Annotated in this window: 11 protein-coding genes and 1 CRISPR repeat array; of the genes, 4 read left to right on the top strand and 7 right to left on the bottom strand. The window is 28.7% G+C overall.

What is annotated here, in order from left to right:
* Positions 1-107: 107 nt before the first annotated feature.
* The 7 genes from ccsA to ACMCMH_RS10485 form a co-directional block, all read right to left on the bottom strand.
* Entirely contained in the window at positions 108-2,870 is a 2,763-nt protein-coding gene (gene ccsA, locus ACMCMH_RS10515) for a cytochrome c biogenesis protein CcsA (RefSeq protein WP_412725339.1), read from the bottom strand.
* A gap of 158 nt (positions 2,871-3,028) precedes the next feature.
* Complete coding sequence (gene truD / locus ACMCMH_RS10510; RefSeq protein WP_412725337.1) at positions 3,029-4,090, bottom strand: tRNA pseudouridine(13) synthase TruD; 1,062 nt, start codon at positions 4,088-4,090, stop codon at positions 3,029-3,031.
* A 41-nt stretch (positions 4,091-4,131) separates the two neighbouring features.
* A complete protein-coding gene (locus tag ACMCMH_RS10505) occupies positions 4,132-4,956 on the bottom strand; it encodes a thiamine-phosphate kinase (RefSeq protein ID WP_412728022.1) in 825 nt (274 codons plus the stop codon).
* Between the two features lie 64 nt (positions 4,957-5,020).
* Positions 5,021-6,511: direct repeats of the CRISPR family, unit length 37 nt; unit sequence GTTTCAAACTAAGTTGAGTCTAGTTATAATTTGTTAG.
* A gap of 218 nt (positions 6,512-6,729) precedes the next feature.
* Positions 6,730-7,302, bottom strand: coding sequence for a CRISPR-associated protein Cas4 (gene cas4, locus ACMCMH_RS10500; protein WP_412725335.1), 573 nt, complete (start codon positions 7,300-7,302; stop codon positions 6,730-6,732).
* Complete coding sequence (gene cas2, locus ACMCMH_RS10495; protein WP_412725333.1) at positions 7,299-7,586, bottom strand: CRISPR-associated endonuclease Cas2; 288 nt, start codon at positions 7,584-7,586, stop codon at positions 7,299-7,301. Before cas2 ends, cas4 begins: the two co-directional genes overlap by 4 nt.
* Positions 7,587-7,669: 83 nt before the next feature.
* On the bottom strand, positions 7,670-8,635 hold the full coding sequence (cas1, locus tag ACMCMH_RS10490; protein ID WP_412725331.1) for a CRISPR-associated endonuclease Cas1: 966 nt from the start codon (positions 8,633-8,635) through the stop codon (positions 7,670-7,672).
* A 35-nt stretch (positions 8,636-8,670) separates the two neighbouring features.
* The gene (locus ACMCMH_RS10485; RefSeq protein ID WP_412725329.1) at positions 8,671-12,669 is read right to left on the bottom strand and encodes a hypothetical protein; all 3,999 of its coding nucleotides are present in this window, start codon (positions 12,667-12,669) and stop codon (positions 8,671-8,673) included.
* A gap of 153 nt (positions 12,670-12,822) precedes the next feature.
* Between ACMCMH_RS10485 and murA the strand changes: the two genes are divergently transcribed.
* From murA to ACMCMH_RS10465, 4 genes are read left to right on the top strand one after another with little or no spacing between them, the layout of a single operon-like run.
* Positions 12,823-14,091 carry a UDP-N-acetylglucosamine 1-carboxyvinyltransferase gene (gene murA, locus ACMCMH_RS10480; RefSeq protein ID WP_412725327.1) on the top strand — a complete coding sequence of 423 codons (1,269 nt, stop codon included), beginning with the start codon at positions 12,823-12,825 and terminating at the stop codon, positions 14,089-14,091.
* 4 nt (positions 14,092-14,095) lie between these two features.
* Positions 14,096-15,025: an ornithine carbamoyltransferase gene (gene argF / locus ACMCMH_RS10475; RefSeq protein WP_412725325.1), complete on the top strand. Its 930-nt coding sequence runs from the start codon at positions 14,096-14,098 to the stop codon at positions 15,023-15,025.
* Positions 15,026-16,393 carry an oxygen-independent coproporphyrinogen III oxidase gene (hemN, locus tag ACMCMH_RS10470; protein ID WP_412725323.1) on the top strand — a complete coding sequence of 456 codons (1,368 nt, stop codon included), beginning with the start codon at positions 15,026-15,028 and terminating at the stop codon, positions 16,391-16,393.
* Positions 16,394-16,404: 11 nt separating this feature from the next.
* Positions 16,405-17,739: a diguanylate cyclase gene (locus ACMCMH_RS10465; protein WP_412725321.1), complete on the top strand. Its 1,335-nt coding sequence runs from the start codon at positions 16,405-16,407 to the stop codon at positions 17,737-17,739.
* Positions 17,740-17,796 lie beyond the last annotated feature (57 nt).

Below are 17,796 nucleotides of genomic sequence, written 5' to 3'. Positions count from 1 at the left end.
AAATTTAAGTATAACAAATATTTTGAGATAGTGTCTAAGATTTTCTAAGGAATGAAAGAAGGAATGAGAAAAGTATTAAAAAGTAACAATAAGAGATATAAAATCTCTTAAAGTTTTAGTTTCGACAAGTTTCTTTTTCTTGCTGCTACTGCAATTACTACAAATAACAATGTAGTTAAAACATAAACCCATGTTGGGATTGGAACAGGATCACCTGTTGCATACGAATGCATTCCAGAAAGATAAAAATTTACTCCGAAATATGTCATCAGAATTGTTGAAAAAGCCAATGTAGATGCTACTGCAAAAATATATGGAGTATTTACTTTTGGTATCATTCTAAGATGTAAAACAATTGCATAGGTAACAATCGCAACATAAGCCCATGTTTCTTTTGGATCCCATCCCCAGTATCGTCCCCAAGATTCGTTTGCCCAAACACCACCAAGAAAATTTCCTACAACTAATGCAGCTAAACCAATAATAAGTGAAGCTTCATTTATAGCTGTTATATGTTTAATAGTATCATCGATGTGTGGCTTCTTTGAATCTCTAAAAATAAATAAAATCAAAGACATAAATCCAAGCATAGCACCAAGTGCTAAAAAACCATAAGAACCTGTAATGATAGATACATGTATTGTCAGCCAGTATGATTTTAAAACAGGTACAAGATTTGTGATTTGTGGATCTATTCCAGATAGATGTGCTGTAAACATAAATATACCAGCCATAACAACTGTAGCACTCAATGCCATAAGAGATTTTCTAAAAAAGAAAAGTCCTGCAAACATAGCAGACCATGCTATATATACTAAAGTTTCATAAGTATTACTCCAAGGAGCATGCCCACTTATATACCATCTATGACCCATTCCAAATGTATGTAAAGCAAATAATAAAGCTAAGATAATAAAAAAAGCAGTATTTACTTTTGTAGAATACCAGTGTTTATTAAATACAGTTAAAAAAGAAACAAAGAAAATAATAATTCCTACAAGTACATAAGCTAAAGTGATTTTAGGAAATATATTCACTTTATTAAATAACACTTCAGAATCTATAATACTTTTAGATGGGATAACATTTTTTCCCACTTTTTCTTGATATTGTGATATTAAACCTATGAATTTATTTGATTCTTCATATTTAGCAGTTACAAGATTATCTATAAACCCTGAAACCAGTAGTTTAATAATTTTGCTATCTTCTGGTTTGAACTTATTCATAGCATCAACAGGATTAAACCATTTTGTCGATTTTGCTTCTTTTTGTCCGTCACCTGGTTCTGGAAAAATTTGAAATAAATACCCATAATAAACCATATATGCAATATTAAGTCGCTCATCAAGTTTGATAACATCTTTTTCAAATGTTCCTCTTTCATTGGCATTGATACTATTTACTTTATTAATCAAATTTTTAAGTCTATATTCACCTTCGGCAGTAAACATCTCGCTAAATGCAACATATTTTGCCGATTCTTCTAAACCTAACTCTTTTTTTAACTTTGGAGTTGTAATTTTTAGCATCTTTATATTTTGCCAAACATCAGGACGACTTAACATTCCTAAAACTACTTGGTTGTGATTCATTCCTAGAAATTCATTTTTTCTAGTAAGTTTATTTAAAATATCTTTTGTCAAACTATCAACTGGTTTCATTCTTCCTGTGTTTGATTGCATCACTAAATGAGCAAATAGATCTGCTGTTTTAAGTGACTCTTTTTTATAAGTATCAAGATAAGTTAGTGTTGGATTTGGTTTGTTATTTGTATCTGCATTTGCACCTACACTTGCCAAAGAAAGTAAAACAGTTACAAGAATTGCAGAATTAAAGTTTTTTGAATACCTAATAAGTTTTGCAAAACGAGATTTTTTATCAAACATATTCATAAGAAGTCCCAATGCTAGTAAAAAATATCCTATATATGTAGGTATGGTCCCTGGATCATTATTTACAGAAAGGACTGTACCTGTTTCATCAGGGTCATACGAGCTTTGAAAAAATTGAAATCCTCCATAAATAAGTGTTGAATTCATAAAAATTCTATAGTCAAACTCTACATCATTGGCTTTATCAATGAGTGTAATTTCACTTGCAAAAGATGATGGTGACATACTTCCAGGATACCTATCGAGTTGAAAATCATTCAATCTAATTGCAAATGGGATAGAGAGTGGTTTTGAACCATAAGTTAAATATACAGTAACACCATCTTTAAACTTGAGTTCTCTTACAACAGGTGAAGTTTGACCTCTTTGACCTACAAGCTTTGTAACTTGTGATTGGTCACCTAATGTAACTTTTGTCCCTATTAGATTCATAGTTGCCGAACCTTTTTTTGCAAATTGAAAACTATCAAGAGAAAGATTTAATACTTTATTTTCAAATTCTATACTATAATCAAATCTATTACTACCTATTGCACTAAACTCTTTTTGAAATTCTGCTTTATATTGCTTTCCTTCTTTAGTTACAATAGTAGCTTGTATAAATGGTTCTAATGAGCTCATTTCACTTTGTGTTTGTCCCTCTTTGATATGCATAATACCTTCATATCCAATATATCGAGTCATACCAGCTCCGATAAGCATAACAACAAAAGATACATGAAAAATAAATTTTGCTTTTTGTTTCCACATTTTTCTTCTGTTAATTATACCTATTAGATTAATAATTGATAAAACTAAAACTGTTTCATACCAGATATTATTGTAGACAAGAACTCTTGCTGTTGATGTACCAAAATCATTTTCAATAAATGTAGCAACAGCTGCTCCTCCTGCTAAAAGAACAAAAGCAAACATAGTTGTCCAATAAGAGAACAAAATATCTGCGGTTTTTTTAACAATACTCGTTTTTTGCATAGGCAATTCCTTTGATAATTATAGTTTATTATTTATAGTAATAAGTCAAAATCATACTAAAATAGTTCAAATACAAGACTATTTTAGTATGATTAATTTAGTAGTAGAAGAAATATTAAAGGTTAAATTTCAATTTTATTTACTCTACTACTCAAACGCTAGTGGATAAGTTCGCTAATCAATTCTGTTGCGTAACACCCTTTAGGAAGTTCAAAGTTCAATTCAAACCAAGCTTTTTCCTCTTTATATTCACTACTTATTTCACTAGGAAAAATCCAAGCAAATCTACGAGCTCCATCCTCTTTTGTTTCTTTTATAAATTTCTCCTCAAATTTTAAAGCATCATCAATGGCAAACTTTGTTTTTTTACCACTTAACAATCCTGTAGGAACTCTGTCATGGTTAAAAAACTTTTCTGATTCTTCCTCTAACTCTTCTATATTAAATAGTTTACCATAAGGATAATGAGAAAAAACATCTCCTTTTAAAACTTTAAATGGGTGTTTTTGAGATTGAAGTTGCTCAATTGTTTCTACAGATAGTCCAAGTTTTTCACTTATCTCACTTGCTTTAAAACTATCTACAATTTTACCTAGTTCAATTCTTTTTGATAACCAAGAGTTAAACAAAAATGATTGATAGGCATTTATATACATTTTTCTAAGTTTTCTATCTCTTACTTTTAAAGTTCCAGCAATTAACGCTTCCCCTTTTTTGTAGTTATCGCCATCTAAACCAAATCTTTGAAATCCAAAATAATTAGGCATACCATTTGTTGCTATCTCTTGTAAGGCTGATTCTAATTTCATTTTATGCATAGGTTGCACTCTTTTTAATCGAATAAAAAACTTATTGCCTTTTAGGTGCCCTATTTTTATTTTGTTGTTATGGTATGTTTTTTCTAAAATTTTTATTTGAGGATGAGAAAAAGCATCTACTTTATCTTCAAAACTTTTATGTATAGAGATATACTGTACTGTCATTGCATTTTTATCTTTAAGTCCAGCATATCCTATATCTCTATTTTTACAGCCAACAGCCTCAGAGATGATCTGTAAAGCATCCCATGTAGCTAAATCTTTTTTTCTTATTTTTAAAATAAGATGTTCACCCTCTCCACTAAATTCATATAGTGGTACTTCTGTTACTACAAAATCATCTTTACTTTGTTTGAAGTAAACATCAATTTGACTATGGCTTAAATAATGTTGTTTTGTCATATATCTCTCTTTCATCTATTATTTTATTTTTATTATAAATCTTACTCAAAATGATGACTTTTACAGTCACATTTATAGTTTCCATTTATTGCTTTTGCAAAAATGTTTAATTTTATTTTGTGTTTTTTTGCTATTTGTATAATTTTTTCTGCATGTTTAGGATCGAATGAAAATAGTATCTCATATTCTTCACCACTACATCCTACTTCTTTTTTAATTTTATCAAAAAAATCAAAACCTATATTATTTACTTTTGATATTCGTTCTAGTTCAAAAAATAAACCATCTGATATATCTAACGCACTATTTATATAAGATGAAGCTTCATAAAAAAAATCTGCATTAAGTTTTGGTTTTATAAATTTTGATTTTTTATGAATTTTTTCGCCTGATAATAAAGCATCTAAATCTTTTTTAACACTCCCCAATTTACCAGTATAGCAAATAAAGTCACCCTCTTTTGTTCCTGTACGATATATTGGATTTGTGCTTATTGAAATAATCGTGATGGAGATATCTAGTTTGTGATTTGAAATAGTATCACCACCAATAATTGTGATATTGTATTTTTTTGCAATTTTATTGAATCCGTTTGCAAGCTCATCTAAATCTTTGAGACTAAAAGAAGGAGGAATTGCTACACTTAAAAGTGCATATTTAGGAACTGCATTCATAGCAATGGCATCGCTTATATTTACAAGCATTGCTTTTATTGCTATTTGTTTCAAACTCATCCATTCTCTTTTAAAATGAACATCTTCAAAAAAAGCATCCATACTATAAACATGTTGTCCAACAACAGCTCCATCGTCACCAATGAAACTTGAATCTGTAAACTTACTGATAAAATAGTTTTCTTTATTAATTTTTTCTTTCATAAAGTATATTATAGCATTATAAAGATAATGTTTCTGATTTTGCACTAACTTTGTTTCAAACTAAGTTGAGTCTAGTTATAATTTGTTAGATATTGTAAAGATGATTTGATAGCTCTGCCATAAGGTTTCAAACTAAGTTGAGTCTAGTTATAATTTGTTAGTCAAGTTTTAACCAATGATATAGAGTTTGATGAGCTGTTTCAAACTAAGTTGAGTCTAGTTATAATTTGTTAGGAAAACGGAAAGATTGAGAATGGTCGCCCACACTTTGTTTCAAACTAAGTTGAGTCTAGTTATAATTTGTTAGAGTAATGGGCTGTATGGAATAGTTCTAACATCAAGTTTCAAACTAAGTTGAGTCTAGTTATAATTTGTTAGTTTAGCTGATAATATTGCTAACGATAATGGGGATAGTTTCAAACTAAGTTGAGTCTAGTTATAATTTGTTAGATCTCTCCATCTGTGAAAGTAAAATAAAGCATTGTGTTTCAAACTAAGTTGAGTCTAGTTATAATTTGTTAGCTACAGGAGAGAAATCATTTAGTGAAGTTCAAAACAGTTTCAAACTAAGTTGAGTCTAGTTATAATTTGTTAGAAAAGGGTAAATAAGATGAATGAATTAGATTGGTTAAGTTTCAAACTAAGTTGAGTCTAGTTATAATTTGTTAGTATACTCAACAGTTAGTACAAGAAGATGGAGAGTTTCGTTTCAAACTAAGTTGAGTCTAGTTATAATTTGTTAGAAAAGAAAGCGATTGTAGAGATGTTATTTCAGGCGAGTTTCAAACTAAGTTGAGTCTAGTTATAATTTGTTAGGGAGCTTGTAGAGCAATTAAAGGGAGAGTTTTCTAGAGTTTCAAACTAAGTTGAGTCTAGTTATAATTTGTTAGAAAGACAAAAGACAAAAATAAATATGAATTAATTGCGTTTCAAACTAAGTTGAGTCTAGTTATAATTTGTTAGTATAATTTCGCTTCATTTAATAAAAGATACCGTAGTTTCAAACTAAGTTGAGTCTAGTTATAATTTGTTAGATGGATAAACAATCCGCAAAACAATATGATGACAAGTTTCAAACTAAGTTGAGTCTAGTTATAATTTGTTAGCACTAGCAATCAGTTTAACCTCATTATCAGCTTTAGGTTTCAAACTAAGTTGAGTCTAGTTATAATTTGTTAGAAAAGCTGAAATTTCATCTCCGCTATGAATATTTTTGTTTCAAACTAAGTTGAGTCTAGTTATAATTTGTTAGATAATCCTATAACTCAAAGATCAACTTACTATTCGTTTCAAACTAAGTTGAGTCTAGTTATAATTTGTTAGTTTAACGCTGACAAGTACAAAGAAATACTATCTTTGTTTCAAACTAAGTTGAGTCTAGTTATAATTTGTTAGAAATACCTTAGTAGTTTAGTTTTACCAAGTCTAGGGTTTCAAACTAAGTTGAGTCTAGTTATAATTTGTTAGATTATGTACTGATATAATCGAGTGGAAAGGCAAAGAGAAGTTTCAAACTAAGTTGAGTCTAGTTATAATTTGTTAGAGCAAATTTTTAGCCCTTTATTAAGGGCTTTATAGAGTTTGTTAATTATAATTTTTACCACTTTAAAAAAAACTTCAAAAAGTTGCTTATTTGTGGAAAAAATGCTATACTTTACTTCTAACAAATTATAAATAGATTCAACCTCTGGTTGAAATCATAATGACGGATAAATACAAATGAAATGGGTCACTGGTCTTTACCATACCCATCCGTCACTTTTAAAATCTATCATCACAAAAATTTAAATATTCACATTGACCACACTTATTTTCATCTGCACTACTATTTGGTAAAATATCATTTTTTACAATTTGTTCAATATTTTTCATAGTATCAAAAAAATCATTTTTTATCTTTGGAGTTATAGGTATTTTAAATATTTTCATATTATTTGAGTAGCTTATGATAGCCGTATTAAAATCTTTTTTATAAGTATTACTTATCAATAAACCATATCCATATAATTGTAAAACATGAGAATAAGAAGGTTTTTTCGAATCAACAAATTTAAACTCAATAGGTACAATCTCATTTTTACATATCAAAGCTAAATCTACTATACCACAGATATTTAACTTTTCATTTTCATAATATTTATTTAATATAATCTCATCATAATTTATACCAAGTTTTACAAACTTTCTATTTTTTGATAGTTTTTCTTGAATTTCATGATACTCTTCTCCTAAACTTACTTGTCTTGGATAATATGGTTTTATATTTGTAAGCAAATTATAGTAAACAATTCTAGGACAGAAATGATACTGTCTTATAAGATTTATAGGTATCATACTATTTCAAAACTCTCAGGATGTTTAAAATCATCTTCATCATAACCGAAACTATTTTTCATATCTTTATCTAAAGAAACATTTGACATAAATGCTTTATCTATTTTAATATCACAGTATTTTTTAAAAAGTTCTTTGATAATTCTTTTTTCACTAACCAATACATATCCCCAGAATACAGATTTTTGTATTGAAATCAAACCTACATTTTTCAACTCTTCGAAAAACTTTGTTCGATTTTTTGTATCACTTATATCATAGCTTACTATTATTTGACTATACATAATGCCTCCATCGGTGCCTATAGCACATCGTTTACGGTTCCAAATCTAAAAGAGTGAAGCAGTTCACTCTTTTTATATGATTTTCACCACCTAAAAATATAAGATTTATATTTTGCTGATTCACAAAAATATCCAGATATTTTATATATTTGTCTTTGTATAATACTTTCTAAGGTAAGTTTTTTATGATTGTATTTATATTTTTTTGTAAGTGTACTTAAAATAGCAGTGGCTAACTCTTTTTTTATCTTGTCAAAATTTTCAGGCTTCATCTTAGATAGTTTACTTCTCAGTTTTATCACATTTCTATCAACTACAAAACTTCTATACTCTTCCATAATATCTAGTATCAATGATGGTTTTGCACTTCTTACACTATGAAGTACACCACAATAAGGTTCTAATCCAGCATTTGTGCATGACTTGTAAATAAAATTGAACAGTATCGCATATCCATAGTTTAAAGCGATATTTGTTATCTCTTCTGAGTGTCTTTTTGTACGATACTTAAAAGAGGTAGGAAAAAGTTGCATGGTTCGTAAATACTCAAAATAATAACTAGCACTTACACCCTCTACTCCCATAATATATTCTTTTGAGATATCTTTTGCATTTTTAAGTTGTACAATAGATGTATCAAAAAGATCTATCACTCTATCTTTTTTTTCATCTTTGATATTTCTACTACTATATAAAAGTGTTGCTCTTTGGTTTTTTAGTTTTCCTATTATAAGTTTTCTTGCAAGTTCTAATCCATCTATTGTGTCACATTTTAAAAATTGATTTTTTCTCACTTGAACTGATTTATGTTCATAGATTGCATGAAGTGCTGAAAAAGAGTTAAAAGTATTGAAAAATATTTTTATCCCTCTTACCGCACAAGTATTTATAAGGTCACTAGACAGAGAAATGCCACGAGATAAAACTTGAATAGTTTTTATTCTATTTAAAGCTATCTCATTTTTTATATTTCCATCTTGTTTTATAGTGAGTCTTTGGGATTTTAGCCCTAGAAACATCCCGTAGTTATTTACTATGACATGTTTCATTTGAATCTACTTTTTTAGAAACTATACTTGACATTTTAATCCTTTATATTATTTAGGATTATTTGTTTTTTATCTTTTGTTATCCCTGCTTTATATTGAAGTGTTATTGTTTTTGCGTTATTATCTATAAGTGTGGCTTTTGCTTTTAGTCCATCTCGTATAGAACCTAAAAAACTATTTAGTTTCAAGTCTTTGTTTTCTATATAGTTTTCTAAAAAAGATTTAAACACTTCATCTTTAGCACCATCAAATATTGTTATATCACTAAAACCTATATCTTTAAAACTTGACTTTATAAAAGTAACTTGAAGAGTACATCTCTTTGATTCACTTACTAGATACTTAAGAGTTACCAAATATTTACTTACATCTTCGATATCAATATTATCGACTTCATAAACAGGTTTACTGTTTTCATCTATCAATAAACAATCCAACAAATCAGCTACTTTTAAAGGTATAGTATTTTTTGTAAAATATGGTATAGGTTTTATATCGCCATTTATTATATAGTTTTTTGTAGCTATATCTTTGTTTCCTAGTACTTGCCATGTGTTTTTTCTTTTTATTCTAAACTTTGCACTTCCTAGTATAGGTAGTGTGTATTTGTGTCTTTTTTTAGCTCTTTTTCTTTGCTGTCTATTTTCCTCTTTTTGTTTTGAGTCAAACATATCTTTTAAAAGTTTATTTAATACTTCACTATTTAAAAAAGTTTTTCCATCTTCATTTGTTTTAAAAAGGCTTTCACACTCTTGAAGTTTTTTATATACTGCTTTATAGAGTTTTTGACTAAAGTAAGGGATATTTTTAATAGCACTAAACTCTTTTAGTTTTGTTTGCTTATCATCAAAAAATATAGTTTCTATCTCTTTTCTTGAGCTTACATATTGAAGTTTGTCAAGAAACTTTAGACTATATAGTTCAGTGTTATTTTTAATTATAAATAAATCATATAAAGTATTTGATACTTTTTGTACATCTATTTTATAAACTCTTCCCTCTTCTAGTTCTTCAAAAGAGTTTAGATATCTTTTCTTACCATTTTTAGTATCAAACAATAGTGCATATTCTATAAGTTTATCTATCTCTTTTTTATTGTTTTTATTTGTGATATGTTTGTATTGTTCACTATAAATCGTATCATCAAAAAGTTTATATGAACCTAACTCTTTTGTAGGAGAGTTAATAAATGTCTTTTTCTTTGAAAGGTTGTTTATACCTGATTCTTCTAAATAAATATCTTCAAAATCAAAAAGTGGAACTAGTGAGGCTATATTTTCTTTTTTCTTATTGGCTCTTCCTTTTATAGTAGAGTTTGCGAGATAAAATACTACCATAGCATCTATACAGTGTGAATGACTATCTTGAATCTCTTTTTTTTCTAATTCTTGTTTTTGTGCCGATAAAATATTTCTAGTGGTTCTTACTAGTTGATTATCTATTGTTTTACTATCTACTTCTATATTTTTAAAGCTCGTTCCAAACTTTTTAGATAATTTTTCATAGATAAATCTTGCTAATCTTTTTTGAGTACCATTTGAAAAAGTTTTTATCTTATCTCGTCTTAGTATCTCAAAAGCTTTTTTGAATTCTTCACTATCTCTTAAAAACAGTGCGTATCTTAGTGCTATTTGTTGGTGTAGTTTTAGATTGTCAAAGTTTGTAAAGTTATCTATATTTATACTTTCTATTCCTGTTTTTATGATAGTTTTTATCTCTTCAAGTGACTTTTTGCCAAATACTTTTTTAAGGTGTTTTTCATGTAACATTTCTAAAGTATAATCTTGATTGCCTTTTATCTTTTGATTACCCTCCACAGAACAATAAATCATATTTGCTTTTGAGTTATACACTCCCTTACTTTGAGGTAATATATGATCCCAGTCACCTTTATCAAAACTTTTTCCACTATATGGACATATATCTACATTTAGTTTATCTTTGTTCTCTCTTTTGTATTTTTTTATAGATGAGTCATTTGCTCTTTTTATAGTATTTAGATTTTCTTCAAACTCAAATCTGTTTTGTTCTAATAGTATCTCTAGTTTTTCTATATCTTTTATATCAGTTTCATCTATATTTTCACTTATCTCAAAGGCAAGTCTATCTAGCATCATATCAAGCATACCATCTATTGGTTTTGCTACATCGGATAGTAGTCTTTTCCCTATTGTTAAACTCTCATCACTTCTTAGGGCATTTTCTATTGTACAGTGTTTACAAGTTTTATTAAATCCCCCTAACTCTTTGAAAAGTATCTCATAGGTTTGTTTGAAGATGTTTATGACTCTTTTTAGATTAGATTCATCTACACTTTCTATCTCATCTAGGTAAGTATTTTTATCTTTTAATATCTGTTTTAAATCTAAGAAGTTTTTGTTTATATTTTTTACTATTAGTTTTATATCTTTATCATCTACACACTTTTCATTTTTAAAACAAGCTTCAATGATATGATAAAAACTATTTTGGTATTTTTTAGCTTCATCACTTACTCTTTGAAGGGCTGTTTGTAAACCTTTTGTAGCTTTTATATCTTCTAAGAACTTATCAGACTCTTCACTTGAAAAGCTATAAGAGTATATAGGTTTTAGTAAGATATGTTTTGCATTGTTTTTATAAGGTGTGTTTGTGTTACACTTTACAAAAATAGAGTTTGACTCTTCATAGATACCATTGTGTATCTTTTCCTCCTCTTTGTAGTATTTTGTAGCTATATCTTTTAAGCTATTATAGGCTTTTAGACCAAATACTTTTTGAAAGCATACTATACTATCAATACTTCCTTTTTCAAACTTTGCTTTATGTTTGAATACATTTCTAGGATTTAGTTCTCTTGTAGTTATCTCACTTGTAGCATCTAGTATTCTTTGAAGATATTTTGAGTAAGTAAAGTCCTCTTTGATTTGTTTGTTTCCTGATACTACTTTTGTTTTTAGTAGTTCCTCTTTTTCAAATACTCCCTCATTTGATGAGATTAGAAGATTTGAAAATTCTGGTTTTGAAAGTAGATAATCTATTGTTTCTTTTACTTCATCTGTTATTAGCTCGCACTTTATAAGCATAGAGTTACATTTGTAAGTGTCACGATTATTCATATCTTCATAAGGTGGAATAGTAAGGCTTGGGTCTGTAGATATTAAAAACTCTATAATATTTGGCTGAGTATCTAATATACTAAATAGCTCTTTTCTTTGAGCTTTTTCTTTTTCACTTTTATAGTGAAAAGCTTTGAAATATCTTCGTACCTTTAAATCTAGTTTTAAAATATCTAGTTTATTATCAAATTTTTGATTGAAATACTTTCTTAATACTCTTAGCTGAAAATTCGAGATATTTCCTATAAGATAAAAAAACTCTTCTTTTGAGTACTCTTTGATAAAATTAAAATCTTTTTCTATCTCCTCTTTTATCTCATCAAGGTATTTAGCTCTTGGCTTACTTCCTGTATCTAACTCTTTTAAGATATTTGAGAATAAATCTCTAACTACTATCAAATCTTTTTTTATAAAGCTAGAAAAAGAGTTTTGAAACTCTTTATAAAACTCTGCTTTTTTCTTTTTTGTTTCAATACCTATTTTTTCATTGGTACTATGTATAAACTCTTTTAGTTCATCTAAATTTTCAAATTCACTTACTTTATTTTCAAAATCCTCTTTTGAAATTAATCCGTTAAGTTCTTCAAAGTATTTATTTATAAACTTTACTGTTTCATCATTGAGTTTTTCAAACTCTGTAGATGTTGAGATAAAAGTATATCCTCTATTGTTTAGAAGCCCTAAGATAAGTTCTTGTTGATTTTGAGTATACTTTGCAAAGTCTATGAACTCTTCTAAAAGTCTTTTAGCTAGCTTTCTTCTTTTGTAGTTTCTATCTTTGTGACGATTTTCTCTTCGACTTTTTTTTGAAAAGTTTATATTATCTACTATAATATTTGTAGCTTTTTTGTTTTGGATAGTAGTACCATCACTTTTTACTAAAAATACACCATTGTTTTTTGCACCCATGTCGATTGAAACTGAAAGTTTTTTCAAAATATATTCCTTTAAAATTCTTACAACAATTGTAACTAATTAAGCATATAATTATCTGAATTATTAATTTATCGCTTTTTAGACTATTATATTGTATTTAAATTATTTAAAAGCTATAATGAACGTTATTTTTCAAAAAAAAGGATGTACCAGTTGGATTATTTAAAAGTAATTGGAAAAAAAAACCTAAAAGGTAGTGTTAAAATTAGTGGAGCTAAAAATGCAGCATTACCACTTTTAGCAGCTACTATCTTATCATCAAATAAACTAAACATATCAAACTTACCAGATGTTGTAGATATAAATACATTACTACAATTACTTGAGATGCTTGGGGCAACCTATGACAAAAATAAAAACTTTTTACAAATAGATTCAACAACTATAGATAAAACAAAAGCAACATACGAAATAGTAAAAACGATGAGAGCCTCTATTTTGGTTCTAGGACCTTTATTGGCTCGATTTGGACATTGTGAAGTTTCTCTTCCTGGAGGTTGTGCTATTGGTCAACGCCCAGTTGATTTACACCTAAAAGCACTAGAACAAATGGGTGCAACTATAGAGATCAAAAATGGATACATCGAAGCTAAAGCGCCAAAAGGTCTTCAAGGTGCAACTATTGTATTTGATAAAATCACTGTAACAGGTACAGAAAATATTGTTATGGCAGCTGCTTTAGCGGATGGAAAAACAACAATTGTAAATGCAGCTAAAGAACCAGAAGTGATTCAACTTTGTGAAATTATAAGAGATGCAGGTATCTATATAGAAGGTATAGGAACAAACACTATTACTATAGAGGGTTCAAAACAACAACTTTTAGATATGAAAGATTTTACAATCATTCCAGATAGAATCGAAGCTGGTACATACCTTTGTGCTGGGGCTATTACAAATGCTATTTTAAAAGTTGAAAATGTTGAACCAAAACATTTAGATGCTGTCTTAGCAAAATTTGAGGAGATGGGTTTTGGAATATTAAAAGATAAAACTAGCATCACTATTTTACCTGCAAATAAAGTAAAACCTGTAAATATTATCACCACAGAATATCCTGGGTTTCCAACAGATATGCAAGCTCAGTTTATGGCACTTGCAACTATGGCAGATGGTATGAGCATTATAGATGAAAAGCTTTTTGAAAATAGGTTTATGCATGTAAGTGAGCTTGTACGAATGGGAGCCGAGATCACAGTAAATGGAACAACTGCCAATATTCAAGGGACACCAAAAAAACTATTAGGTACAGATGTAATGGCTACAGATTTAAGAGCCAGTAGTGCTTTAGTATTAGCAGGTCTTGTAGCAGATGGAGAAACAAATATACATAGAATTTATCATCTTGACAGAGGTTATGATAAACTAGAAAAAAAATTAACTGCATTAGGTGCAAATATAATAAGAGATAAGGAAATTTAATACTATGAGACATTTTTTAACATTAAAAGACTTCACACAAGAAGAGATAATCGAAATAAATGAATTAGCAATCAGTATAAAAAAAGAGACTAAAGAAAAAGTGATGAAAAAATACATGCCAAATAAAACTTTAGGTATGATTTTTGAAAAAAGTAGTACACGAACTCGTGTTAGTTTTGAAACTGGTATTTATCAACTAGGTGGAGTAGGATTATTTTTAAGTTCAAATGATATCCAACTAGGACGAGGTGAGCCTATTTCTGATACTAGTAGAGTTATTTCTAGTATGGTTGATATGATTATGATCAGGAATGATTCTCAAAAAGAGCTTGAAGAGTTTGCTTCATATTCTAAAGTACCTGTTATCAATGGTCTTACAGATAAATTTCACCCTATTCAACTAATGGCTGACTATCTTACTATTTGTGAATGCGGATTAAAGAATAATATTATTGTAGCTTATGTTGGCGATGGAAATAATATGACTCATTCATGGCTTATGCTTGCAGCGAAACTTGGTTTTGAGTTAAGAGTTGCAACACCAAAAGGCTATGAAGTAGATAAAAAAATCTTAAAAGATGCGCTTAAAATAGCTAAAAAATCTGGTGCTAAATTAATCATCTCAAATGACCCAAAATCAGCTATCAAAGGTGCAACAGTAGTTACAACTGACACTTGGGTTTCTATGGGGCAAGAGGAAGAAAAAGAGAAAAGAATCAAAGACTTTAAAGGATATATGGTAGATGCAAAAATGATGAAACTAGCACATAAAAAAGCTATTTTCTTACACTGTTTACCTGCATATAGAGAGTATGAAGTAAGTACAGAAGTCTTTGAAAAATACGCTCCAAATATTTTTGCTGAAGCAGAAAATAGACTTCATGCACAAAAAGCTATCATGGTATGGCTAGATAGAAAAAGAGATGAAAAATAGATGATAGACTTTACAAAATTTACAAAATATTCACGACCAGGACCTAGATATACAAGTTATCCTACAGCACCAGAATTTAATACCGATTTTACTTTTGAAGATTTAAAAGAAAAATTCAAATCTCAAAGTGATGATAGACCATTATCACTTTATATCCATATCCCTTTTTGTAGAAGTGCCTGTTATTTTTGTGGATGTAATGTAATTTTCACAAGTAAAGAGGAAAAAAAGACTCGATATATAGAGTACTTAAAAAAAGAACTTTCTATATTGGCACAATATTTAAACACCAATAGAACAGTAACTCAAATGCACTTTGGTGGAGGAACTCCCACATTTTTAGATCCATTACAATTAAAAGAGGTATTGGATAGTATAAAAGAAACTTTTCCAAACTTTTCAGATGATGCTGAGATAAGTTGTGAAGTAGATCCAAGATATTTCAATCAAGGTCATATGGATGTTTTAAAAGATGCAGGGTGCAACAGATTGAGTTTTGGAGTACAAGATCTTCAAGAAGAGGTACAAAAAACTATACATAGAATACAACCTTATGAACAAACTGAAGCCGTTGTGAATATAGCAAGAGATGCTGGAATCAAATCTATAAATATTGATTTGATTTACGGTCTTCCTCATCAAACAAAAGAAACTTTTGCTAAAACAATTCGAGATATCGTAAAACTAGATCCAGATAGACTAGCAGTATTTAACTATGCGCATGTTCCTTGGATGATGAAAACACAAAGAAAATTTGATGAAACTACATTTGCACCACCATCAACCAAACTTGAAATTTTAAAAGATAGTATAGAATTTTTTGGTTCAGTAGGTTATAAAATGGTTGGTATGGATCACTTTGCCAAACCAGAAGATGAACTTTTCAAAGCAATTGACAAAGGTGAACTACACAGAAACTTTCAAGGATATACTACTAAAGGTGGAGCTGATTTAATCGGTATTGGGGTTACTAGTATTGGTGATGGAGTTGATTATTATGTTCAAAACTTTAAAGACCTGCCAACTTATGAAGAGACTATAGACAAAGGTGAATTACCTGTATTTAAGGGATATAAACTAAGTGATGATGATATTTTAAGACAGTTTGTTATTATGGAACTTATGTCTAACTTTAGTTTAGATATGAAAAGAGTAGAAAAAGAGTTCAATATCAATTTTGCAGAGTATTTTGATGATGCTTTAAAAGCTTTAAAAGAGTTTGTAGAAGCTGACCTTGTAACTATAACAGAAGATAAAATAGAAGTAAGCCAAACAGGAACAATGCTTATTCGAAATATCTCTATGCCATTTGATGCATACCTAAACAATATACCAGAAGATAAAAGAAGATTTAGTAAAACAATATAAAGGATTTTAGTATGATGCCCACTGTATCTGACATATGTACAAAAGAGATTGTAAGTATAAACATTAAATCAACGATTTCGGATGCGATAAAACTGATGACAGAGAAAAATGTTCGTTCAGTTTTAATCACAGAAGAGGATTGTAAAAACTATTTTATTTTTACAACAAACAATGCCATTGAATACAAAATCAAAAATCTATCACTAGATACTAAACTCAATGAATTAAATCTCCCAAAAATACAAAAAATAGATGCAAATGTAAGTGTTTTGGAGATTACTAATAAAGATGATTTAATAAGCGAATACTTCATTGTTTTAGATCAAGGAAAGGTTGTAGGGATATTGTCACAAACGGATATCATAAATAATATTGATCCTCAAATGTTACTACAAAAACAAACTATTTCATCAATAATGCTTCAATATACGGTGCAAACTGTATATGAAAATGAAGCTACAATAAATGCCATCAAAATTATGAAAAATGAAGATGTGGATTCTGTTATTATCATAGATGATGAGAGAAAACCATTAGGAATTTTTACAACAAAAGATTTTTTGAATATTGTAAGTGAAACTGCTGATTTTACTCTGCCTATTAAAAAATATATGAGTTCACCATTAGAAACTTTACCTAAAGATGTGAAAATCTATGAAGCGTTGAGATTTATAAGAACAAAACATTTCAAAAGACTTATAGTCACTGATGAAAATGACAAGATTGCAGGAGTTATAACACAACAAGAGTTACTAAGATTGATCAATAATAAATGGATGGAAGTTATACGAGATAGAGGATTAGAGCTTTCTAAAATCAACGATGAACTTATGAAAAAAACATCTTTACTTGAAGCAACAGCTTCACAAGATTTTTTGACAAAACTTTACAATAGAAGAAAATTCGATACTCTTCTTCAATACGAAATAGAGCAAATAAATAGATATCAAGGTAGAGAGATGTCTATGATTATTATAGACATTGATAATTTCAAATCTATAAATGACACTTATGGGCACGATGTAGGTGATGAAATTTTAAAAGAATTAGCTGAAATATTAACTAAATTATCTAGAAATAGTGATGTGGTTTCAAGATGGGGAGGAGAAGAGTTTGCTTTAAATCTCACCCATACAGCTATTGAAGATGCTTTATTTGTTGCAGAAAAATTACGAGCAACAATAGAAAGACATACTTTTAGTAATAATTTAAAAATAACCTGTTCATTTGGAGTTTCACAATTTAGAACAACAGATAAAGCAAATGATTTATTTAAAAGAGCTGATAAAGCTCTTTATGAAGCTAAAAATACAGGTAAAAATAAAGTAGTTTTAGAGCGTTTGTAACACACTAGATTAATTTAACCAATTTTTGGATATAATCGCAAAATATATATAATAAAT

Origin of the sequence: Arcobacter sp. 15-2 (assembly GCF_047159865.1) — a bacterium.
Classification (GTDB): Bacteria; Campylobacterota; Campylobacteria; order Campylobacterales; family Arcobacteraceae; genus JAIOSF01.
Note: the sequence above shows the minus strand (reverse complement) of the source record. Positions and strands in the feature narration are given on the sequence as shown.